Annotated in this window: 17 protein-coding genes; 12 read left to right on the top strand and 5 right to left on the bottom strand. The window is 72.3% G+C overall.

Features of this window, described 5'->3' with window-relative positions:
* Window positions 1–5 precede the first annotated feature (5 nt).
* A complete protein-coding gene (locus tag CBP52_RS06695; protein ID WP_094180323.1) occupies window positions 6–998 on the bottom strand; it encodes a cytochrome c oxidase assembly protein in 993 nt (330 codons plus the stop codon).
* Window positions 999–1126: 128 nt separating this feature from the next.
* On the opposite strand from CBP52_RS06695, the gene CBP52_RS06690 reads away from it, so the two are divergent.
* From CBP52_RS06690 to CBP52_RS06675, 4 genes are all read left to right on the top strand, one after another.
* Window positions 1127–1504: a metalloregulator ArsR/SmtB family transcription factor gene (locus CBP52_RS06690; protein WP_013882290.1), complete on the top strand. Its 378-nt coding sequence runs from the start codon at window positions 1127–1129 to the stop codon at window positions 1502–1504.
* On the top strand, window positions 1504–2418 hold the full coding sequence (locus CBP52_RS06685) for a cation diffusion facilitator family transporter (RefSeq protein WP_013882289.1): 915 nt from the start codon (window positions 1504–1506) through the stop codon (window positions 2416–2418). Before CBP52_RS06690 ends, CBP52_RS06685 begins: the two co-directional genes overlap by 1 nt.
* A gap of 577 nt (window positions 2419–2995) precedes the next feature.
* On the top strand, window positions 2996–3355 hold the full coding sequence (locus CBP52_RS06680; RefSeq protein ID WP_006590980.1) for a helix-turn-helix transcriptional regulator: 360 nt from the start codon (window positions 2996–2998) through the stop codon (window positions 3353–3355).
* Entirely contained in the window at window positions 3352–3954 is a 603-nt protein-coding gene (locus tag CBP52_RS06675; protein WP_048695616.1) for a cadmium resistance transporter, read from the top strand. Before CBP52_RS06680 ends, CBP52_RS06675 begins: the two co-directional genes overlap by 4 nt.
* A 183-nt stretch (window positions 3955–4137) precedes the next feature.
* Here CBP52_RS06675 and CBP52_RS06670 read toward each other — a convergent pair whose 3' ends face one another.
* Window positions 4138–5046 (bottom strand): carbohydrate kinase family protein, encoded by a 909-nt coding sequence (locus CBP52_RS06670; RefSeq protein WP_094180322.1) that lies wholly within the window; start codon window positions 5044–5046, stop codon window positions 4138–4140.
* Window positions 5047–5152: 106 nt separating this feature from the next.
* On the opposite strand from CBP52_RS06670, the gene CBP52_RS06665 reads away from it, so the two are divergent.
* Window positions 5153–6628, top strand: a complete 1476-nt coding sequence (locus CBP52_RS06665; protein ID WP_094182219.1) for an alpha-amylase family protein — start codon at window positions 5153–5155, stop codon at window positions 6626–6628.
* Window positions 6629–6701: 73 nt separating this feature from the next.
* Here the strand turns inward: CBP52_RS06665 and CBP52_RS06660 are convergent, their stop codons facing one another.
* Window positions 6702–8417, bottom strand: a complete 1716-nt coding sequence (locus CBP52_RS06660) for a glycoside hydrolase family 13 protein (RefSeq protein WP_094180321.1) — start codon at window positions 8415–8417, stop codon at window positions 6702–6704.
* Window positions 8418–8568: 151 nt separating this feature from the next.
* A complete protein-coding gene (locus CBP52_RS06655) occupies window positions 8569–9630 on the bottom strand; it encodes a LacI family DNA-binding transcriptional regulator (protein WP_094180320.1) in 1062 nt (353 codons plus the stop codon).
* Window positions 9631–9874: 244 nt separating this feature from the next.
* Here CBP52_RS06655 and CBP52_RS06650 point away from each other — a divergent pair, with 244 nt between their 5' ends.
* The 7 genes from CBP52_RS06650 to dnaG all read left to right on the top strand — a co-directional run bounded on the left by CBP52_RS06650 (window position 9875) and on the right by dnaG (window position 20866).
* Window positions 9875–11134, top strand: coding sequence for a maltose ABC transporter substrate-binding protein (locus CBP52_RS06650; protein WP_094180319.1), 1260 nt, complete (start codon window positions 9875–9877; stop codon window positions 11132–11134).
* A gap of 172 nt (window positions 11135–11306) precedes the next feature.
* Window positions 11307–12929 (top strand): ABC transporter permease subunit, encoded by a 1623-nt coding sequence (locus CBP52_RS06645; RefSeq protein WP_094180318.1) that lies wholly within the window; start codon window positions 11307–11309, stop codon window positions 12927–12929.
* On the top strand, window positions 12929–13834 hold the full coding sequence (locus CBP52_RS06640; RefSeq protein ID WP_094180317.1) for a sugar ABC transporter permease: 906 nt from the start codon (window positions 12929–12931) through the stop codon (window positions 13832–13834). Before CBP52_RS06645 ends, CBP52_RS06640 begins: the two co-directional genes overlap by 1 nt.
* Window positions 13831–15678 carry a glycoside hydrolase family 13 protein gene (locus tag CBP52_RS06635; protein ID WP_094180316.1) on the top strand — a complete coding sequence of 616 codons (1848 nt, stop codon included), beginning with the start codon at window positions 13831–13833 and terminating at the stop codon, window positions 15676–15678. The genes CBP52_RS06640 and CBP52_RS06635 overlap by 4 nt, the downstream gene beginning before the upstream one ends.
* A 28-nt stretch (window positions 15679–15706) precedes the next feature.
* Window positions 15707–16990, top strand: a complete 1284-nt coding sequence (locus CBP52_RS06630) for a deoxyguanosinetriphosphate triphosphohydrolase (protein WP_094180315.1) — start codon at window positions 15707–15709, stop codon at window positions 16988–16990.
* Window positions 16991–17237: 247 nt separating this feature from the next.
* Window positions 17238–18830, top strand: coding sequence for a glycosyl hydrolase family 18 protein (locus CBP52_RS06625; protein ID WP_232514686.1), 1593 nt, complete (start codon window positions 17238–17240; stop codon window positions 18828–18830).
* A 95-nt stretch (window positions 18831–18925) separates the two neighbouring features.
* A complete protein-coding gene (dnaG, locus tag CBP52_RS06620; protein ID WP_094180313.1) occupies window positions 18926–20866 on the top strand; it encodes a DNA primase in 1941 nt (646 codons plus the stop codon).
* A gap of 33 nt (window positions 20867–20899) precedes the next feature.
* Here the strand turns inward: dnaG and CBP52_RS06615 are convergent, their stop codons facing one another.
* A complete protein-coding gene (locus CBP52_RS06615; RefSeq protein ID WP_094182218.1) occupies window positions 20900–21721 on the bottom strand; it encodes a transglutaminase family protein in 822 nt (273 codons plus the stop codon).
* Between the last annotated feature and the right edge of the window lie 151 nt (window positions 21722–21872).

The raw sequence follows: 21872 nt of genomic DNA, 5'->3' as shown, positions 1-21872 counted from the left end.
GACCATCACGGTTGTGCAGGTGGCGCCCCCGAGGGCCGCGAGCCGTTCAAGCGCGCGAGGTAGGCGTTGTACTGCTCGAGCTCGGCGTCGGCGCCGCCGTCGCGGTCGATCTGCCGGTCTCGGGCGGTGGAGCGCTCGGTGTCGTTGCGCTGCCACCTGCTGGCGATCAGCAGGAGCATCAGCAGTCCCGGCGCCTCCCCGTAGGACCAGGCCAGCCCACCGGCCAGCTGCTGGTCGCGCAGGGGATCGATCCCCCAGCCGGCCGGCGGCGCGGCGAACAGCGGGACCATCGGCGCGGGGGCCATCATCACGATCACCCCGAAGAACGCGTGCAGGGGCATCTCCAGCAGCAGGTCCAGTGCCCGGCCGTGATGGGTCTGCCGGATAGGCAACGGGTCGGTGGACAGCACCGGCACGGTGAACAGCAGACCGGCCACCAGGAACCCCACCTCCAGGGCGAGGTGCCCGGTCCAGGTGCGCAGCAGCGGGTCGGCGAGCTCGGCCAGGTACAGCCCGTAGAACGCCAGCAGGAACAACGGCACCATCACCGCCGGGTGCAGCACCACCCGACTGACCCGGCTGCGCAGGGCCCGCCGCGCCGTGACCAGCACCACCGTGCCCACCCCCCGGTGCGGGGTCGCGCGCAGCAGCAACGTGCCGGGCCGCCCCAGCACCAGCAGCGGTGGGACGAGCATCATCAACGTCAGCTGCTGGAACATGAACGCCGAGAACAGCCGCAACCCGTACCCCTCGATGCCCGCACCGGTCACCAGCGCCAGCACCACACAGCCCACCGTGAACGAGATGGTCGCACCGATCGACCAGCGCCGACCCCGCAGCCACAGCCGGCACGCGCCCGCCAGGTACAGCACCAGCAGCACCACCGCCAGCACCGGAAGGACCGGCACGGGCTGCAGCGTCGGTGCCAGCATCGTCTCCAGGGACGCCGGTGCGGTCGGCAGCCACACCGGCCCCGTAACGCCCGGGTCGTCCTGCATACGTTCCTCCCCGCCTGCGTCCCTGACAGCGACATGGGTCTGAAGACCGATCGACCGGTTGCGACCCCACGGCGATCGCAGCGCTAGGGTGACGTTATCTGAAGATCCGCGTAGATGAGGAGATGCCCATGGGTCGGGTCCTGCCGTTGGACGGCTGCGTCGGTGATGATCCCCTGTCGCAGCGCGTGGCGCTGGTCCGCGCCAGCGTCCCGGACGACGCCGAGGCAGGGACGCTGGCCGAGCTGTTCCGGTTGCTCGGTGACGTACGGCGCACCAAGATCCTCTACGCGCTGCTGGAGGCCGGTGAGCTGTGCGTGTGCGACATCTCCGCAGCGGTGCAGGTCCCAGAGGCGTCGGTGTCCCAGACGATGCGTCTACTGCGGGCCTCGGGGGTGGTGGGCAACCGGCGAGAGGGCCGCCGGGTGTACTACCGGTTGGCCGATACCCACGTGCGGATGCTGCTGGACGTGTGCCGCGAGCACACCGGACACGAAGGGATCCGCTGATGGGCGCCGGGCACGCTCACGCCCCCGTCGCTGAGCACGCCGGCGGGCGCTACCGCCGCCGCCTCGCCGCAGCGTTCTTCCTGACCGCGACGTTCTTCGCCGTCGAGCTGGCAGCGGGGCTGATCTCCGGCTCGCTCGCGCTGATCTCCGACGCCGGGCACATGGCCGCCGACGTCGTGGCCCTGGGGGCGTCCCTGCTCGCCACCCGGATCGCCACCCGCCCCGACCCCACCGGAAGAAGAACCTACGGCTCGTACCGCGCGGAAGTCTTCGCTTCCGGCCTGACCGTGCTGATCATGCTCGGCGTCGGGGTGTACGTGGTGGTCGAGGCGATCAGCCGGATCGGCGAGGACCCGTCCCTACCCTCGGGCGTGATGCTCGCGGTCGGTTTCGTGGGCCTGGTGATCAACCTTGTCTCCATGCTGCTGCTGCGCAGCGGGTCCAAGGACAGCCTCAACGTCCGGGGCGCCTACTTCGAAGTGGTGGCCGACGCTGCCGGCTCCGTCGGTGTCATGGTCGCCGGTGTTCTGATCATCGCCACCGGGCGACCGGTCTGGGACCTCGTCGTCGCCCTGGCGATCGCCATCTTCGTCATCGTGCGTGCCGTCACCCTGGGGCGGCAGGTCGTCGCGGTACTCGGCCAGCACGCACCCGCCGGCATCGACCCGGAGGCCGTCAGCCGAGAGCTGAGCGCCGTGCCCGGCGTGAGCGCCATCCACGACCTGCACCTGTGGGTGCTGACCTCCGGGATGAACGTCGCCACCGCTCACCTCGTCGCGAGCAGCGGATCGGATCACGCCGCGGTCCTGGCCGCCGCGCGGGACATCCTGCGGGATCGCTTCGGCATCGCCCACGCCACGCTCCAGGTGGAGACGGCCCAGCAGCAGCACGAGTGCTCAGACCTGACCTGGTAGCCGCTCAGTCCCTCGACACCTCCGCCGAGCGCTTGGGGGGCCCCTGGTTGCTGGGTGCGCCCAGGGGCGGTGGCATCGGCGCGCCGGGCCAGGCGTGCGAGCATCGCGTTGTAGGCGGCCAGGTCGGTGTCGCCCCTTCGTCGGCACGCTCGGGCGACGGCTCAGATGTGCTCGCGCTTTCAGGCGCCGCCTCAACGGTGAAGCGGAAGGTCCCGTCGACAGGGTGGCCGTCACCGGACACGGAGCGCAAGCGACCTGGAAGTCCCCGGCCGGGAGGCCATCGCCAAGGCGCTGGGTAACAGTGGCGCCGGACACCGTCGTGGCTCCGTCGCCCCACTCCTGCCCGTCAGGTCCGTTCACCGCGACGACGGCACCCACGGCCAGCTGGTCAGCGGATCGAACGCCCGGCCAGCCCACCGCCACTTAGTCCCGGCAGGAGCCCGCCAACTTCCGCCGGGAGTCACATCGTTCCTCTCGATAAGTAGCGGTGGTGTCCGGTGAGGGTTCCCCTTACGGGCATGCGATCTGGGCTGACGCCTGTGACCGAGTGTTCAGTGCGCGCTGTATAGTTCAGTCGATGCTGACTATTGCTTCGCGTCTCGACGTGATGAACCGCCTGGGTCGTGCACTGGCCGACCCCACTCGATCCCGGATCATCTTGACCCTGCTCGACCATCCCGCTTACCCGGCGGAACTGGCCCGAGATCTGGACCTGACACGCCCGAACGTGTCCAACCACCTGGCATGCCTGCGCGATTGCGGGATCGTCGTCTCCGAGCCCGAGGGTCGTCGGACACGATATGAGATCGCCGATTCGCACCTGGCGCAGGCGCTGACGGCACTGGTCGATGCCACCCTGGCAGTGGACGAAGACGCCCCGTGCATCGATCCCGCCTGCTCGCTTCCCGGATGCGACGCAGCTGGGGAGGGCGCATGATCCTCACCTCGGTCTTGCAGGCGATGGGCCTGTTCGCAGCGACCAACATCGACGACATCATCGTGCTCTCCCTCTTCTTCGCGCGAGGGGCAGGCCAGCGCGGCACTACCGCCCGCATTCTGGCCGGCCAGTACCTCGGATTCGCCGGCATCCTCGGTGCCGCGGTCCTGGTGACTATCGGTGCCGGAGCATTCCTGCCCTCGGCAGCCATCCCGTACTTCGGTCTCATCCCTCTGGGCCTCGGCCTCTGGGCCGCATGGCAGGCCTGGCGCGGAGACGATGACGACGATGACGACGAGGTCAAGGTTGCCGGCAAGAAGGTCGGCGTGTGGACAGTCGCAGGCGTCACCCTTGCCAACGGCGGCGACAACATCGGCGTCTACACCCCTGTCTTCCTCAGCGTGGAACCTCTCGCAGTAGTCGCCTACTGCATCATCTTCCTCGCGCTCGTCGCGGTCCTGGTGGCCCTGGCAAAGTTCGTCGCCACCCGCCCCCCGATCGCCGAAGTGCTCGAACGCTGGGAGCACATCCTCTTCCCCATCGTTCTCATCGGCCTCGGCATCGTGATCCTCGTCAGCGGCGGAGCCTTCGGACTCTGACGTAGCGGCAGCGATCCAAACGGCCCCGACCGGGCGCACCCCTCTCGGTTCAGACCGCGACACCTACCTGCAGCCAGTCCTGCGTGATCGCGGCAACAAGACCGCCACGGAGCGCTGCAAAAACCCCGCCACCAAGCGAACGAAGCCACAGGCTGACCCCGCTCCGCGCGGCGGAGCGGGACCTCACTCGACGCGCGCGACCCGCACCGTCGCGGCGAGCCGGACCACGTCCTGCACGGTGGCGTGCGGTGCGCCGAGCCCGACGTGCGTGACGGCGAGCCCCGCGGTCGCGGCGGCCTCGGCGAGCGTCCGCGCGCGCGGCTCGCCCGCGAGCACGGCGCGCAGCAGGCCGGCGAGGAACGCGTCACCGGCGCCCTCGGCGTCGAGCACCGGTCCGACGTCGGCCGGCCCGACCTCCCACCAGCCGTCCGCGTCGCGCGCGATGGCCCCGCGGGCGCCGCGCGTGCAGACCGCGAGCGACGCGCCGCCCGCGACCGCCGCGGACAGGTAGGCGCCGGGGTCGGCGAGCCGCGCGTCGGACACCAGCAGGACGTCCGCGGCCGCGACGAACGCGCGCTGGTGGTCGCCGATGCCGTCGTCGTCGTGCACGTCGCACCACACCGGGACGTGCGCGGCGCGCGCGACGCTCAGGAGCTCGCGCGAGGACGTGGCCAGGTCGAGGACCGCGGCGTCGGCGGAGCGCACGAGGTCACGCAGCGCGTCGTCCGCCGGGGGAGCGGTGGGCAGCTCGAGGTAGACGGAGAGCCGGTCGCCGTCGTCGGAGACGAGGTTGACGTGCCGCTCGGTGCGGCCCGCGACCGCCGGCCGGTCGAGCACCGTGAGCGGCGCCGCGCCCGCGCGCGGCCGGAGCGCGGTCAGGACCCGCTCCGCGTGCTCGTCGTCGCCGAGGGTGGTGACGAGCGTGGTCGGCACACCGAGCGCGGCGAGGGTGCGGGCCTTGCCGGCGGACGTGCCCCCGAGGTCGTCGTGGTGCGCGGAGGCCAGCACCATGTGCGGGACGGGCTCGGGGAGCTCGGCCACCCGGACGACGGTGTTCCAGGTGGCGGGTCCGTTCACGACGACGTGGGTCACGCACGCAACCTACGGCGCTGGACCCGTACCCTGGAAGCGCGCGACGAAAATTGCTGCAACGGATTGCAGTGCGCGCAGACCTGACGACGACGACCTGGTGGTGACGATGACGCACCTCGCACGCCGCGCGCGCCGCGGCTGGGCCGCGCTCGCGGCCCTGCTCCTCCTGCCCGCCGCGCTCGGCGCGTGCTCGGACGACCCCCCCGACCCCGCCACGCAGCCCGCGTCGGACGGCAGCGGGCACGACGTCGGCGTGCAGCTCTTCCAGTGGACGTGGGACGCGATCGCGCAGGAGTGCTCCACGACGCTCGGGCCCGCGGGGTACGCGTGGGTGCTCACCTCACCGCCCAACGAGCACATCACCGGCGAGCCCTGGTGGACGTCGTACCAGCCCGTCAGCTACCGCCTCGAGTCGCGGCTCGGCACGCGCGAGCAGTTCGCGTCCATGGTCGACGCGTGCCACGAGGCGGGCGTCGACGTGCGCGTCGACGCCGTCGTCAACCACATGACGGGGCAGGACGTGCCCGGCACCGGCTGGGCCGGCTCGCCGTACGAGCACTACGAGTACCCCGGCACGTGGACGCCCGCGGACTTCCACCACTGCGGGCTGACGCCGGACGACGACATCGCGATGTACCTGGACCGCGCGCAGGTCCAGACGTGCGAGCTGCTGAACCTCGCGGACCTCGACACCGGCGCCGCCCACGTGCGCGAGCGCCTCGCGGCGTACCTGCAGGACCTCGTGGACCTCGGGGTCGACGGCTTCCGCATCGACGCGGCCAAGCACATGGCGACCGAGGACGTCGCGGCGGTCGTCGCTGCCCTGCCCGACGACGTCGCCGTCATGCAGGAGGTCATCCGCGGCTCGGCGGAGCCGATCACGCCCGAGGAGTACACCCCGAACGGCCAGGTGTACGAGTTCACGTACGGCAAGGAGCTCGCCGGGGTCGTCGCGGGCTCGCCGGGGCTCGCGCTCGAGCTCGGCGAGTCGACCGCCCGGTACGTGCCGTCCGCCGACGCGGTCGCGTTCGTCGAGAACCACGACACCGAGCGCAACGGCTCCACGCTGTCCTACCGCGCCGGGACCGACGACGCGCTCGCGACCGTGCTGATGCTCGCCGGCACGTACGGCACGCCGCAGGTGTACTCGGGCTACGCGTTCGAGGACGTCGACGCGGGCCCGCGTCAGGACACCGACGGGCGGGTGCTCGACGCGACGTGCGCGCCCGACGTCGCGCCGGGCGACGACCTGGCCCCCGGCGACTGGGTCTGCCAGCACCGCTGGCCGCAGGTCGCGGGCATGGTGGGCTGGCGCGGCGTCGTGGGCGACGCGCCCGTCGTCGACACGTGGTCGCAGGGCGACGCCGTCGCGCTCGGACGCGGACAGCGCGGGTTCGTCGTCGTGAACCTCGGCGACGACGAGCTGCGCGCGACGCTCGCGACCCGGCTGCCCGACGGCGAGTACTGCGACGTGCTCGCCGGGGCCGGGACGTGCGCGCCGACCCGGGTGCGTGACGGACGCGTCGACGTCGTCGTGCCGGCCGGGTCCGCGGTGGCGTGGGACGTGAGCCGCACGCGCTGACCGCGCCACGACGACGAAGGGCCGGGTCCCGCGGACGTCTCCGCGAGGCCCGGCCCCGGCCGTCAGGCGTGCGTCAGGCGCGCACCCACACCGTGGTCTCCGGCTCGACGAGCAGCCCGCCGGATGCGTCGCCCGAGACCGGGCCCGACGCGAGCAGCAGCTGCGTCGGCGCGGGCAGCACGACCGGCTCCGCCGACAGGTTCGCGACGACACGCACGTCCCGGTTGACCAGGTCCAGGACGTCGTCGTGCGACGCGTGCCAGGCCAGCCCGCCCGAGCCGAGCGCCTCGGCCTTGCGCAGCGCGAGCGCCGCGCGGTAGAGCTCGTACGTCGAGCCGGGCACACCCCGCTGCGCGTCCAGCGCGTACCGCGCCCACGACAGCGGCTGCGGCAGCCAGGCCGCACCCGTGGGCGAGAAGCCGAACGCGGGGGCGTCGGCCGACCAGGGCAGCGGCACGCGGCAGCCGTCGCGGCCGAGCTCGGCACCCTGCGTGCGGAAGAACGCGGGGTCCTGACGCGCGTCGTCGGGCAGCGCGGTGTGGTCCGGCAGGCCGAGCTCCTCGCCCTGGTAGACGTACGCCGAGCCGGGCAGGCCGAGCATGAGCAGCGTCGCGGCGCGTGCGCGGCGCAGGCCCAGCTCCTCGTCGGGCTGCTCGTCGCGCGCGCCGATGCCGTTCGGGCGCGAGCCCGGCACCGGCAGGCCCAGCCGGGAGGCGTGGCGCACCACGTCGTGGTTCGACAGCACCCACGTGGTGGGCGCGCCGACGGCGTCGCTCGCGGCGTACGACGCCGTGATGACGTCGCGCAGCGAGGGCGCGTGCCACAGCGTCGCGAGGAATGCGAAGTTGAACGCCTGCTGCATCTCGTCGGGGCGCACGTAGCGCGCGAGGCGGGACAGCGGCTCGACCCACGCCTCGGCGACGAGCGCGCGGTCGCCGTCGTAGTCGGCGAGCACCCTGTTCCAGGCGCGGTAGATCTCGTGCACGCCCTCCTGGTCGAACATCGGGCCCTGGTTGCCGGACCCCGTGACCTCGTCGACGCGGTCGAGCGCCGACGCGTCCTGCGACCCCTCGATCATGGACACGTGGCCGTGCCAGTCGGGCAGGCCGGGTGCCTTGACCATCCCGTGCGCGACGTCGATGCGGAACCCGTCGACGCCGCGGTCCAGCCAGAACCGCAGGACGTCCTCGAACTCGGCGCGGACCTCGGGGTGCTCCCAGTCGAGGTCGGGCTGCTTGGAGTCGAACAGGTGCAGGTACCACTGGCCGTCCGGCACGCGCGTCCAGGCCGGGCCGCCGAAGATCGACTGCCAGTTGTTCGGCGGCAGCTCGCCGTGCTCGCCGCGGCCGTCGCGGAACAGGTACCGCTCGCGCGCGGGTGAGCCCGGGCCGGCCGCCAGCGCCTCGACGAACCACGCGTGCTCGTCGGACGTGTGGTTCGGCACCAGGTCGACGATCACGCGCAGCCCGAGGCCGTGCGCGGCCTCGAGCATGACGTCGAAGTCGGCGAGCGTGCCGAACAGGGGGTCGACGTCGCGGTAGTCCGCCACGTCGTAGCCCGCGTCGGCCTGCGGCGAGCGGTAGAACGGCGAGAGCCACACGGCGTCGACGCCGAGCTCGGCGAGGTGCGGCAGGCGCTCGGTGATGCCGGGCAGGTCGCCCACGCCGTCGCCCGTGCCGTCCGCGAACGAGCGCGGGTAGACCTGGTAGATGACGGCGTCGCGCCACCACTCGCCGTCGGGCGAGCCGGGTGCGTGGACGAGGGTCGGTCGGGTGTCGAGGGTGGTCACGCGGTGGTCTTTCTCTGGGGTCCGCGGGCGCGGACGTGCGGGGGTCGGCCGGGGGTGGCCGGGGACCGGGGGAGGCGGGGCTCGACGTCGTGCGCCGGTCCACGCAGCGAGGTGCCGCGGGCCCGGTGACCGGGCCCGCGGCGCTCGCGGGTCAGCGGGTCGCTGCGGGCGCGAGCCCGACCGTGGCGGGTGCGGCACCCGTGGACCCGCGCACGATGAGCTCGGGGTGGAACTTGAGCTCGATGCGCGAGGCGGGGGTGCCGTTGATCTCGGCGACGAGCGCCGAGACCGCCGCGTGCCCCATCGCGAGCACGGGCTGGCGCACCGTGGTCAGGGGCGGGTCGGTGAACGCGATGAGCGGCGAGTCGTCGAACCCGACGACGGACAGGTCGTCCGGCACCTCGAGGCCGCGCGAGCGGGCGGCCCGGATCGCGCCGAGGGCCATGAGGTCGGAGCCGCAGACGACGGCCGTGTGGCCCGAGGCGATGAGCTCGAGCGCGGCGGCCTGGCCGCCCTCGACCGTGAACAGGGTCGAGACGATGTGGTTCTCGGCGTCGGTGAGGCCGAGGTACCGGTTCAGGTTGTCGGCGAACGCGGCGCGCTTGCGCTGTGCGGGCACGAACCTGTCGGGGCCGATCGCGAGACCGATCGAGCGGTGGCCGAGCGACACGAGGTGCCGGAACGCAAGGTCGAGAGCTGCCTCGTCGTCGGTCGAGACGAACGGCGCGTCGACACCGGACGCGAACCCGTTGACGAGCACGATCGGCATACCCCGGCTGCGTAGCCGGTGGTAGCGCTCCTTGCTCGCGGAGGTGTCGGCGTGCAGGCCCGAGATGAACACGATGCCGGCGACGCCGTGCTCGAGCAGCATCTCGACGTACTGGTCCTCGGTGGTGCCGCCGGGTGACTGCGTGCACAGCAGCGGCGTGTAGCCGCGCTCGGTCAGCATCGACTCGATGACCTGCGCGAACGCGGGGAACACGGGGTTGGCGAGCTCGGGCACGACGAGGCCGACGAGGCCCGCGGAGCGGGTGCGCAGCTTCTCGGGGCGCTCGTAGCCGAGCACGTCGAGAGCGGCGAGCACCGCCTGGCGTGCCTGCGCCGACACACCGTGCTTGCCGTTGAGGACACGGGACACGGTGGCGGTGCTGACACCGGCCTGTTCCGCAAGGTCCGTCAACCGCGTACGCACGGGAGGCAGCGTAGGGGACATGGGACCTCCTCGTCCTCGCCCATTCGGGTTCGTGGGTCTCTCCGGGTCGTTCGAGCAGCCATTCTGGACGTCTGGACGACCGTCTGAAACCGTTGCCTGAAAGTTACCGTAACGACTTGCAGGTCGCCTTGCAACGGCGTTAGCGTCGGCATCATCAGGCCAGAGCCGGTCGCAGGAGCCCGTCACAGCACGGTCGTCGCGTGGGCGTCTCTGGGCTACGCCACCCAAGATCAGGAGACACACGATGCGACGGAGCATCCCGGCCCTCGCGGCCGCGCTGGGGCTCGCACTGACACTCACCGCGTGCGGCGGCAGCGGTGACGACGGTGCGAACGAGACCACGGAGCCGACGGCCGGCGCGGCCACCACCGAGCCCGCGCTCACCGGCACGCTCACGATGTGGGTCGACGAGACCCGCATCGACGTCATGAAGCCGATCGTCGAGGAGTTCCAGTCCGAGACCGGCGTCAAGGTCGACCTCGTGCAGAAGGTGTCGGGCGACATCCGCACCGACTTCGTCTCGCAGGTCCCGACCGGCCAGGGTCCCGACGTCATCGTCGGCGCGCACGACTGGACCGGCGAGTTCGTCAACAACGGCGTCGTCGCCCCGATCCAGCTCGGCGCCAAGAGCGACGAGTTCGCGCCGTCCGCCGTGCAGGCGTTCACCTACGACGGCCAGGTCTACGGCGCCCCGTACGCGATCGAGAACATCGCGCTCGTCCGCAACAACAAGCTCGTCCCCGAGACCAAGGCGACGACGTTCGACGAGCTGGTCGCCGAGGGCAAGGCCGCCGGCGTCAAGTACCCGGTGCTCATCCAGCAGGGTGACCAGGGCGACGCGTACCACCTGTACCCGCTGCAGACCTCGTTCGACGCCCCGATCTTCACCCAGACCGCGGACGGCTCGTACACCACCGAGCTCGGCCTCGGCGGCGAGAACGGCGGGAAGTTCGCGACGTACCTGCAGAAGCTCGGTAAGGAGAAGGTCCTCGACCCGGCGCTCGGCGGCGACCAGGTCAAGGAGGCCTTCCTCAACGGCGAGTCCCCGTACATCGTGACCGGCCCCTGGTACACGACCGAGTTCACCAAGGCCGGCCTCGACATCTCCGTCCTCCCCGTCCCGAGCGCGGGTGGCGCGGAGGCCAAGCCGTTCGTGGGCGTGCAGGGCGCGTTCATCTCGGCGAAGTCGGCCAACCCGGTCCTCGCGAACGAGTTCGTCGTGAACTACCTGACGACCGAGGCCGTCCAGTCGAAGCTGTTCGACCTGGGTGGCCGCATGCCGGCCCTGAAGACCGCTGCGGCCAAGGTCGACGACCCGATCCTCCAGGGCTTCAACGAGGCCGGCGCAACCGGCGCCCCGATGCCGTCGATCCCCGAGATGGGCGCGATGTGGCAGTTCTGGGGCACCACGCAGGTGCAGATCATCGGCGGCCAGGCCACCGACCCCGTCGGCGCCTGGAACACGATGGTCAAGAACATGCAGGACGCGATCGACGCGGCGTGACCTGACCGGCCGCCCGCTCCGCCACCCGGCGCGTGCGGGCGGCCGCCTCACGTGCCGTGACCCGGCACGCCCCGGACCCCCGCCCCCGTACCGCGCCCACGCGCGCGCCGTGCGGCGGCGGAGCACACTGCACACATCGGCGCCCGACGGCGGGCGCCGCGCGGAGGACCCCATGTCGCAGCAGACGATCGCGCCCGACAGCGAGCACGCCCCACCCGAACCACCTCCCGGCGACGCGCGCCCCGTGCGCGGTGACTCCTCGCCCGCCCGGGACTTCTCCAAGGGCTTCCTGGCCAAGCTCGTGCTGGTCGGCCTGATCGACGCGATCGGGCTGTACGGCATCCTCACGGCGATCTCGGTCGAGCAGTGGGCGATCGTCGCCTTCCTCGTCCTGGCGCTCGTCGCCGTCAACTGGGCGTACTTCTCGCGGCGGGCGCTCGCCGCGAAGTACCTCCTGCCCGGGCTGGTGTTCCTGCTCGTCTACGTGATCTTCACCGCCTGCTACACGGCGTACGTGGCGTTCACGAACTACGGCGACGGCCACAACTCCACGAAGGACGACGCGGTCGCCGCGATCCTCGCGCAGAACGAGCAGCGCCTGGAGGGCTCGCAGGCGTACCCGCTGACGATCCTCACCGACGGTGACGGGGCCCTCACGTTCGCGATCGTGCGCGACGGCCAGGCGCTCGCCGGCACGCAGGGGGACCCGCTCGCCCCCGCGCCGGACGCGACCGTCGAGTCCGACAAGGTCACGGCTCTGCCCGACCACGAGGTGCTCGGTTTCGGGGCCGTGGCGCAGCGGCAGCAGGAGATCGTCGACCTGCGCGTGCCGGTGTCCGACGACGCCGCCGACGGGTCGCTGCGCACGCAGGACGGCTCGACGGGCTACATCTTCGAGTCCGTCATGGAGTACGACCCCGCCGCCGACACCATGACCGACACGCAGACCGGCGTGGTTTACCGGCCCAACGACCATGGGCAGTTCCAGGCCGAGGACGGCTCGACCATCACGCCCGGCTGGCGCGTCAACGTGGGCTTCGAGAACTTCACGCGGGCGTTCAGCGACGACCGCCTGCGCACGGCGTTCGTCGAGATCTTCCTGTGGACGTTCGCGTTCGCCCTGCTGTCGGTCGTCACGACGTTCGTGCTCGGCCTGTTCCTCGCGGTCGTGTTCAACGACCCGCGCGTGCGGGCCCGCAAGCTGCTGCGCGCACTGCTGATCCTCCCGTACGCGGTCCCGGCCTTCATCTCCGCGCTCGTGTGGAAGGGCATGCTCAACACGCGCAGCGGCTTCCTCAACCAGGTGATCCTCGGCGGTGCCGAGATCCCGTGGCTGACCGACCCGTGGCTCGCGAAGCTCTCGATCATCGCGGTCAACCTGTGGCTCGGCTTCCCGTACATGTTCATCGTGTGCACGGGCGCGCTGCAGTCGATCCCCGGTGAGGTCTACGAGTCGGCACGCATGGACGGCGCCAAGCCCTGGCGCATCATGCGCTCGATCACGCTGCCGCTGCTGATGGTCTCGGTCGCACCGCTGCTGGTCGCGTCGTTCGCGTTCAACTTCAACAACTTCGCGCTCATCTACATGCTCACCGGAGGTGGGCCCAACTTCGTCGGCACGCCCGTCGTCGTCGGGCACACGGACATCCTCATCTCGATGGTCTACTCCATCGCCTTCGAGAGCGGCCTCAAGCAGTACGGCTTCGCGAGCGCCCTGTCGATCCTCATCTTCATCCTGGTCGGCGCGATCTCCTGGTGGGGCTTCCGTCGCACGCGTCGTCTCGAGGAGCTGTGATGACCACCACCCAGACCCAGCCGGGCAGGGCCACGACGAACCTGCGCCGCAGCGGGACGCACGGGCGGCGCTGGTGGCGCGAGGTGTCGTGGCGCTACCTCGTGGCGCTCGTCATGATCGTGATCTGCGTGACGCCGCTGCTGTACGTCATCTCCGCGTCCCTCAACCCGGGCGGTTCGCTCGTCGGGTCCAACCGCCTGTTCCGCACCGTCTCGGGCGAGAACTTCGCCGACCTGGAGGCGCGCGGGTTCTGGACGTGGCTCGGCAACTCGCTCGTCGTGTGCTCCGTGACGGCGATCGGCACGGTCCTCATGGGCGCCGCGGCCGCGTACGCGTTCTCGCGGTTCCGGTTCAAGGGCCGTGAGAAGGGGCTCACCGGGCTGCTGCTCGCGCAGATGTTCCCGCAGACCCTCGCGTTCGTCGCGATCTTCCTGCTGCTGCTCACGCTCAAGGACGTCTTCCCGGCGTTGGGGCTCGACAGCCTGCTCGGGCTGATCTTCGTGTACCTCGGTGGCGCGCTGGGCGTGAACACGTTCCTCATGTACGGCTTCTTCAACACGGTCCCGCGCGAGCTCGACGAGGCCGCGAAGATGGACGGCGCGACGCACGGCCAGATCTACTGGACGATCATCCTGCGCATGGTCACGCCGATCCTCGCGGTCGTCGGGCTGCTGTCGTTCATCTCGTCGTTCGGCGACTTCCTCATCGCGAAGGTCGTGCTGCAGCGCTCGGACCACTGGACCGTCGCGGTGGGGCTGTACTCGCTCGCGGCCGACGAGCGCACCGCGCCGTGGGGGCTGTTCGCCGCCGGTGCCGTGGTCGCCGCCGTGCCCGTCGTGCTGCTGTTCATGTTCCTGCAGAAGTACATCGTCGGCGGCCTCACGGCGGGCTCCGTCAAGGGATGACGTCATCAGGCCTGCCGCACCACGACGGGTCGGAGCTGTACGTCGCACGCGGCACGCCGCGGCTCGGGGACGTCGTACCCGTCCGGGTGCGCGTCCCCGCGTCGCGGACCGAGCGCGGGGTGTGGGTGCGGGTCGTGCGGGACGGCGAGCCGCGGCTCGTCCCCGCGCGGCTCGATCGCGGCGACGAGCACGAGCGCTGGTACGTCGCCGACGTGCTCGTGCACAACCCCGTCACCTCCTACCGGTTCCTGCTCGACGAGCCCGGCGGGTACCGCTGGCTCGACGGGCGCGGCGTGCACTCACGGGACGTGACCGACGCCGGCGACTTCCGGCTGACCGTGCACGAGCCGGCCCCGCGCTGGCTCGACGACGCCGTGGTGTACCAGGTGTTCCCGGACCGGTTCGCCCGCTCGTCGGGCCACACCGGTCCGCCTACCGGCCCGCTGCCCGACTGGGCGCTGCCCGCCGCGTGGTCCGACGAGCCGATCGACGCGGGCCCGGGCGTGGCGCAGCAGCTCTACGGGGGTGACCTGGCAGGGATCGAGGCGCGGCTGGACCACCTGCAGCGGCTCGGCGTCGACACGCTGTACCTCACGCCCGTCTTCCCGGCGCGCTCGAACCACCGCTACGACGCGACGTCGTTCGCGCACGTCGACCCGCTGCTCGGCGGCGACGCGGCGCTCGCGTCCCTCGCGGGCGCGGTGCACGCCCGGGGGATGCGGGTCGTGGGCGACCTCACGACCAACCACACCGGCGCGGGTCACGACTGGTTCACCCGGGCGCAGTCCGACCCGACGAGCGACGAGGCGCAGTTCTACTACTGGACCGAGGAGCCGCCCGGCTACGTCGGCTGGCTCGGCCACGCGTCCCTGCCGAAGCTCAACTACAACGCCGCGGGTCTGGCCCGACGGCTCGTCGAGGGCCCGGACTCCGTGGTCGCGCGCTACCTCGAGCCGCCGTTCGCGCTCGACGGGTGGCGGATCGACGTCGCCAACATGACGGGGCGGCACGCGGCCGACGACCACACGCACGCGGTCGCCCGCGCGATCCGCACGACGATGGCGCAGGCCAACCCGTCGGCCGTGCTCGTCTCGGAGCACTTCCACGACGCCGCGGCCGACCTGGTGGTGGGCGGCTGGCACACCAACATGAACTACTCCGCGTTCACCCGGCCCGTGTGGACGTGGGTGGTCGAGCCGGGCTCGACGCTGCCGTTCATGGGTCTGCCCGTGCCGGTGCCGAGGTCCGGGGGAGCGGCCATGGTCGCCACGATGCGTGACTTCGACTCGACCGTCCCGTGGTCGGTCACGCGGCACCAGTGGAACCTGCTCGGCTCGCACGACACCGCGCGCATCCGGACCGTCGCGGGGTCGCGCGAGCGCGTGGAGGTGGCTGCCGCGCTTCTGGCGACCTACCCCGGCACGCCCGTGGTCTGGGCGGGCGACGAGGGTGGCCTCACGGGCGTCAACGGCGAGCACGGTCGCGTCCCGATGCCCTGGGACCGCATCGACGGCCGGCCGGGTGCGCAGGGCGCGCCGTGGGACGTCGAGACGTTCGAGACGTACCGCGAGCTCCTCGCGCTGCGGCGCTCGTCGCGCGCGCTGCGTGAGGGCGGGCTGCGCTGGGTGCTGGCCGAGGACGACGCGGTGGCGTACCTGCGCGAGACCGCCGACGAGCGCGTGCTCGTCGTGCTCGCACGCGACGCCTGGCCGGGCGCGCGCCTGGCGGTGACCGCGCGCGCGGCCGAGCGGCTGCACGGCGACGGGTCGGTGACCCTGACGCCGGCGGGGCTCGTCGTCGGCGGGTCGCGGGGGCCGTCAGCGCAGGTCTGGCGGCTGTCCTGACCCGTGCCGTTGCGTACGCTGGGCACCGATGACCACGCTGGAGCACCTGGACGTCGGCGGCTACGTCGACGTCGACCGTGAGCGCTGGGTCGCCGAGTCGGCGAAGTCCAAGGGGCGCACGCCGTTCGAGCGCGACCGCGCGCGCATCGTGCACTCCTCGGCGCTGCGCCGCCTGGGTGCCAAGACGCAGGTGCTCGGTCCCTCGTCGGACGACTTCGTGCGCACGCGGCTGACGCACACGCTCGAGGTCGCGCAGGTGGGGCGTGAGATCGCGAAGGCGCTGGGGTGCGACCCGGACGTCGTCGACACCGCGTGCCTCGCGCACGACCTCGGCCACCCGCCGTTCGGGCACAACGGCGAGCGTGCGCTCGCGGCGCTCGCGAAGGGGATCGGTGGCTTCGAGGGCAACGCGCAGACGCTGCGTCTCCTGACGCGGCTCGAGCCGAAGGTCGTCGCGCCGGACGGGCGCTCGGTGGGGCTCAACCTCACGCGCGCCTCGCTCGACGCGTCGGTGAAGTACCCGTGGCGCCACCTGCAGGGACCCGTGAGCCCGGCGAGCGGTCGGCCGACGCACAAGTTCGGCGTCTACGAGGACGACCTGCCGGTGTTCGAGTGGCTGCGCCGGGACGCGCCCGCGGGCCGCAAGTGTCTCGAGGCGCAGGTCATGGACCTCGCGGACGACATCTCGTACTCGGTGCACGACGTCGAGGACGCGGTGGTGGGCGGCCGCCTCGACCTCGCGGTGCTGTCGATCCCCGACGAGCGGGCGCGCGTCGCGGAGGCGATCTCGACCTGGTACGGCGACGCGGTGGACGAGAACGGGCTGCTCGAGGCGATGGACCGCCTGGTCGCGGCGCGTCTGTGGGCGCCGGGCTTCGACGGCTCACGCGGTGCGCTCGCCCTGCTCAAGGACGCCACGAGCCAGCTCATCGGCCGGTTCGCGAAGGCCTCCCAGAAGGCCACGCGCGCGCAGTACGGCGCCGGTCCGCTCACGCGCTACGCGGCGGACCTCGTCGTGCCGCTCGAGACGCAGGCGGAGATCCTCGTGCTCAAGGGGCTCGCGGTCGCGTACGTGATGGCGCCGCGCGAGCTCGAGCCGCTGTACCACCGCCAGCGCGAGGTCCTCACGGACCTGGTGCACGTCATGGCCGACCGGGCGCCGCTCGCGCTCGAGCCGCCGTTCGCGGCGGACTGGACGCAGGCCGCGGACGACGCGGCACGGCTGCGCGTCGTGGTCGACCAGGTCGCGTCGCTCACCGACGTCTCCGCGGCGGACACGCACGCGCGGCTCGTCCGCCCGCCGCGGCACTGACGGTCCGGGGGCGCCCCCGTCGGATCGCGGGGGAGTGCTGCGTGCGCTCCCGCCGATTTCCCGCGCATCGTTGACCGGATTCCGGCGTTCTGGCTAGTTTCATGGGTGAGGGATTTGTGAATTTCCCTTACAAAATGCCCGCACTTCCCCATCGCACAGGGAGGCAAGGATGCATCACCCCACCAGGCGGGCCGGCGACGGCGCCGGACCCGCACACCAGCAGCGACGACGAGGAGCCCTCGTCGCGATGGCCGCAGCCGCGGCGCTCGTCGCGACCGGCCTCGTCGCCGCACTCCCGGCCACCGCGGCCGGGGCCTTCACGGCGACGTTCACGTCCGCCGGGGACTGGGGGACCGGTCACCAGGCGTCCGTCACCGTCACCAACGGCACGACGAGCACGGCGAGCACCTGGACGCTCGAGTTCGACCTGCCGGCCGGCACCACGATCACCAGCTCGTGGGACGCGGACGTGACCCGCACCGGCACCCACTACAAGGTCACCTCCAAGAGCTGGGCCGGCCCCTTCGCCCCGGGCGCCACCCAGACGTGGGGGTACATCGGCAGCGGCCCGTTCGCGCAGCCCACGGGCTGCACGGTCAACGGCGCCACCTGCACCGGCGGGACCGTCCCGACGAACCCGACGACGGGTCCCACGACCAACCCGACGACAGGTCCCACGACGAACCCGACGACGGGCCCCACCTCGAACCCGACCGCGAACCCCGCAGGCCGCAAGCTCGTCGGGTACTTCGCGGAGTGGGGCGTCTACGGGCGCAACTACCACGTCAACAACATCAGGACGTCGGGCAGCGCGTCGAAGCTGACGCACATCCTGTACGCGTTCGGGAACACGACCGGCGGGCGCTGCTCGATCGGCGACGCGTACGCGGCCTACGACAAGGCGTACACCGCCGACCAGAGCGTCGACGGCGTCGCGGACACCTGGGACCAGCCGCTGCGCGGCAACTTCAACCAGCTGCGCAAGCTCAAGGCCGCCAACCCGGGCCTCAAGGTCCTCTGGTCGTTCGGGGGCTGGACCTGGTCGGGCGGCTACACGCAGGCGGCGGCGAACCCCACCGCGTTCGCGGACTCGTGCTACTCGCTGCTCAACGACCCGCGCTGGGCCGGTCTGTTCGACGGCATCGACGTCGACTGGGAGTACCCGAACGCGTGCGGCCTGAGCTGCGACTCGAGCGGTCCGCAGGCGTTCGACCGGGTCGTCACAGCGCTGCGCGACAAGTTCGGCTCGAGCTTCCTCGTCACGGCCGCGATCACGGCGGACGGCAGCAGCGGCGGCAAGATCGACGCGACCGACTACGCCACCGCGGCGACCAAGCTGAGCTGGATCATGCCGATGACGTACGACTACTTCGGCGCGTTCAACCCGCAGGGACCGACGGCACCGCACTCGCCGCTCACGTCCTACCCGGGGATCCCGCAGGCGGGCTTCAACTCCGAGGACGCGGTGAACAAGCTCATCGCCAAGGGGATCCCGGCGAGCAAGATCCTGCTCGGCGTCGGGTTCTACGGACGCGGCTGGACGGGCGTCACGCAGAGCGCACCCGGCGGCTCGGCGACCGGCGCCGCGCCCGGCACGTACGAGGCGGGGATCGAGGACTACAAGGTCCTCAAGAACCGCTGCCCGGCCACCGGGACGGTCGGCGGGACCGCGTACGCGAAGTGCGGCAACGAGTGGTGGAGCTACGACACCCCCGCGACGATCGCCACCAAGACCGCCTGGGCCACGAGCAAGGGCCTCGGCGGGGCGTTCTTCTGGGAGCTGTCGGGTGACACGAGCAACGGCGAGCTGATCTCGGCGCTCAAGTCGGGCATCGGCTGACCGGACGACGAGGTGAGGGGGTCGGCGCCGACGGCGTCGGCCCCCTCACCCGCCCGGACGTCGGGACGACGGCGCGGACGACCTAGACTCCTGGCGTGGCGGGACGCATCCGGCGGGAGGACGTGGAGGCGGTCCGCGAGCGTGTGCGCATCGACGAGGTGGTCGGCGCGCACGTGCAGCTCAAGACCGCGGGCGTCGGCTCCCTCAAGGGTCTGTGCCCCTTCCACGACGAACGCTCGCCGTCGTTCCACGTGCGGCCCCAGGTCGGCCGTTACCACTGCTTCGGCTGCGGCGAGGGCGGCGACGTCATCGACTTCGTCATCAAGGTCGACGGCCTGGGGTTCACCGAGGCGGTCGAGTACCTGGCGGGGCGCGTCGGGATCCAGCTGCGCTACGAGGAGGGCGGCGGTCCCGCCCGGCCCGAGCAGGAGCCCGGCCGTCGGCGCCGGCTGATCGAGGCGCACAAGGTCGCCGAGGAGTTCTACCGCGAGCAGCTCACGACGCCCGCCGGTGCCGCCGGCCGGCAGTTCCTCGCCGAGCGCGGCTTCGACCGGACCGCTGCCGAGCAGTTCGGCGTCGGGTTCGCCCCCACCGGGTGGGACGCGCTCATGCGTCACCTGCGCGGGCGCGGGTTCACCGAGCCCGAGCTCGTCGCCTCGGGGCTCGTCAGCCAGGGGCAGCGCGGCGTCTACGACCGGTTCCGCGGGCGGCTCGTCTGGCCCATCCGCGAGGTCACCGGCGAGACCATCGGGTTCGGCGCGCGCCGCCTGTTCGACGAGGACAACGGCCCCAAGTACCTCAACACGCCCGAGACCGCGCTGTACCGCAAGTCCCACGTGCTGTACGGGCTCGACCTCGCCAAGCGCGAGATGCAGCGCGCCAAGCAGGTGGTGGTCGTCGAGGGGTACACCGACGTCATGGCGATGCACCTGTCCGGCGTGGGGACCGCGGTCGCGACGTGCGGCACCGCGTTCGGCTCCGACCACGCGCGCATCGTGCGCCGTCTCATCGGCGACTCCGGTTCCAGCAGCGGCGTGCAGCTCGCGACGGGGGCGTCCGTCGGCGGCGAGGTGATCTTCACGTTCGACGGGGACGCGGCCGGGCAGAAGGCCGCGCTGCGCGCGTTCGGCGAGGACCAGACGTTCGCCGCGCAGACGTTCGTCGCGGTCGAGTCGAGCGGGATGGACCCGTGCGAGCTGCGCCTCGCGCGCGGACCGGACGCGGTGCACGCGCTCGTGCGCGGCCGCCAGCCGCTGTTCGCCTTCGTCCTGCGCTCCACGCTCGCCGCGTACGACCTCGCGACCGCCGAGGGTCGCGTCGCCGCGCTGCGCGCCGCGGCGCCCGTGGTCGCCGGGATCCGCGACACCGCGTTGCGCCCCGAGTACACGCGCCAGCTCGCCGGCTGGCTCGGCATGGAGGACCTGTCGACCGTGCAGCGCGCCGTCGACGGGGCGCGTCGCGGCGGGCCGTCGGGCCGCGGCACGACGAGCGGGCCGACGCGTGCCGGTGCACCCGAGCAGGGCCGCCCCGCCCGTCCGGCCCGGCCGGACCGGTCCGACCCCGTGCTGCTGGTCGAGCGCACCGCCCTCGAGGTCGTGCTCCAGGCGCCGACGCTCGTGCCGGGCGAGTTCGACGAGCTGGGGGCCGACGCGTTCGCCGCTCCGGCCCACCGCGCCGTCCACGAGGCGATCCGGGCCGCCGGCGGTGTCGTCGCCGGTGCCGCGTCCGTCGGCGCGGACGGCAGCGCCGCCGCGTGGGTCGGTGCCGTGCTGGAGGAGGCCGCCGAGCCCGTGCGCGCGCTCGTCACCGAGCTCGCGGTCGCGCCCGTGCCCGAGGACCGTCCCGAGGCGGTCGCCGACTACGTGCGCGGCGTCGTGCTGCGGCTCGTCGAGATGGGCTTCACGCGCCAGATCGCCGAGCTGCGCGGACGCCTGCAGCGCATGGACTCGGGCGCCGACCCGGCGGCCTACCAGGCGGCGTTCGCCGAGCTCGTCGCGCTCGAGGGCCGTCGTCGCACGCTGCGCGAGAGCGCCTGACGCGGCCCGGTGCCGCGGGCGTGACCCGACGCGTCAGCGCAGCGTCCGCAGGCCCGTGCCGTCGTCGGACGTGGCCTGCGCCGCCCCGGCCTCGTCGGACGAGGGCGTGACGCTCGCGGTCACCGTCATCGCGCGCAGCGAGAGGTCGCCGCCGTAGTACGACAGGAACGCGGTGTCGGTCGCGTCGCGGCCGGTGGCGATGCGCAGCATCGTGTCGCGCGGCGCGAGGCGGGTCGCGTCGAGCACGTGCCAGGCGCCGTCGACGTACGCCTCGGCCACCGCGTGGAAGTCCATCGGCCTGAGCCGGGGCGCGTACACCGACGCGAGGCGCGCGGGCGTATCGCACGCGCGCAGCAGCGCGACGACGAGGTGCGCGAAGTCGCGGCACACCCCACGGCGCGCCAGGAGGGTCTCGGTCGCGCCGTCCGTCGGCTGGCTCGCGCCCGGCACGTACCGCACGTGCGAGGCGACCCACCCGACGACGGCGTCGACGAGCTCGGCCCCCGCCAGACCGCGGAACTGGTCGCGCGCGAAGGCGAGCAGGCGGTCCGACTGGACGTACCGGCTCGGGCGGCGGTACTCGACGAGGTCGAGGTCGTCGACGGGCGGGGGCCCGGACCGCCCGGACACGGTCGCGTGGTAGTCGACGACGACCCGGCCCGCGGGGACGTGCACGCGGTGCGAGCGGCCGCCGTGCCCGGACTTGATCTCCAGGACGTCGAGCGGACCGTCCTCGTGGCGCACGACGAGCTGCTCGGTGCGGTCGTAGGAGCCGTCGGCGACCGCGACGGCGAGGTAGAGCTCGAGGGGGCTGCGCACGTCGAGGGAGAGGTGGCAGGAGACGGTGCGCAGCACGGCCGGCGGGTCCATTTCCCCGGCTGTCGGTGGCCGGAATCACGAGGGGGCAGCGCAAGTGTGAGGCTCGCGGGACGGTTCGACAAGCCCGCCCGGTGGGCACGGTGAAACCGCAGGTCAGGCGCCTGTGCTGCGGGTCGCTTGCCGCGTG

Origin of the sequence: Cellulomonas sp. PSBB021, from assembly GCF_002240455.1 — a bacterium.
GTDB lineage: Bacteria > Actinomycetota > Actinomycetes > Actinomycetales > Cellulomonadaceae > Cellulomonas > Cellulomonas uda.
This window is presented reverse-complemented; position numbering and strand designations above follow the sequence as displayed.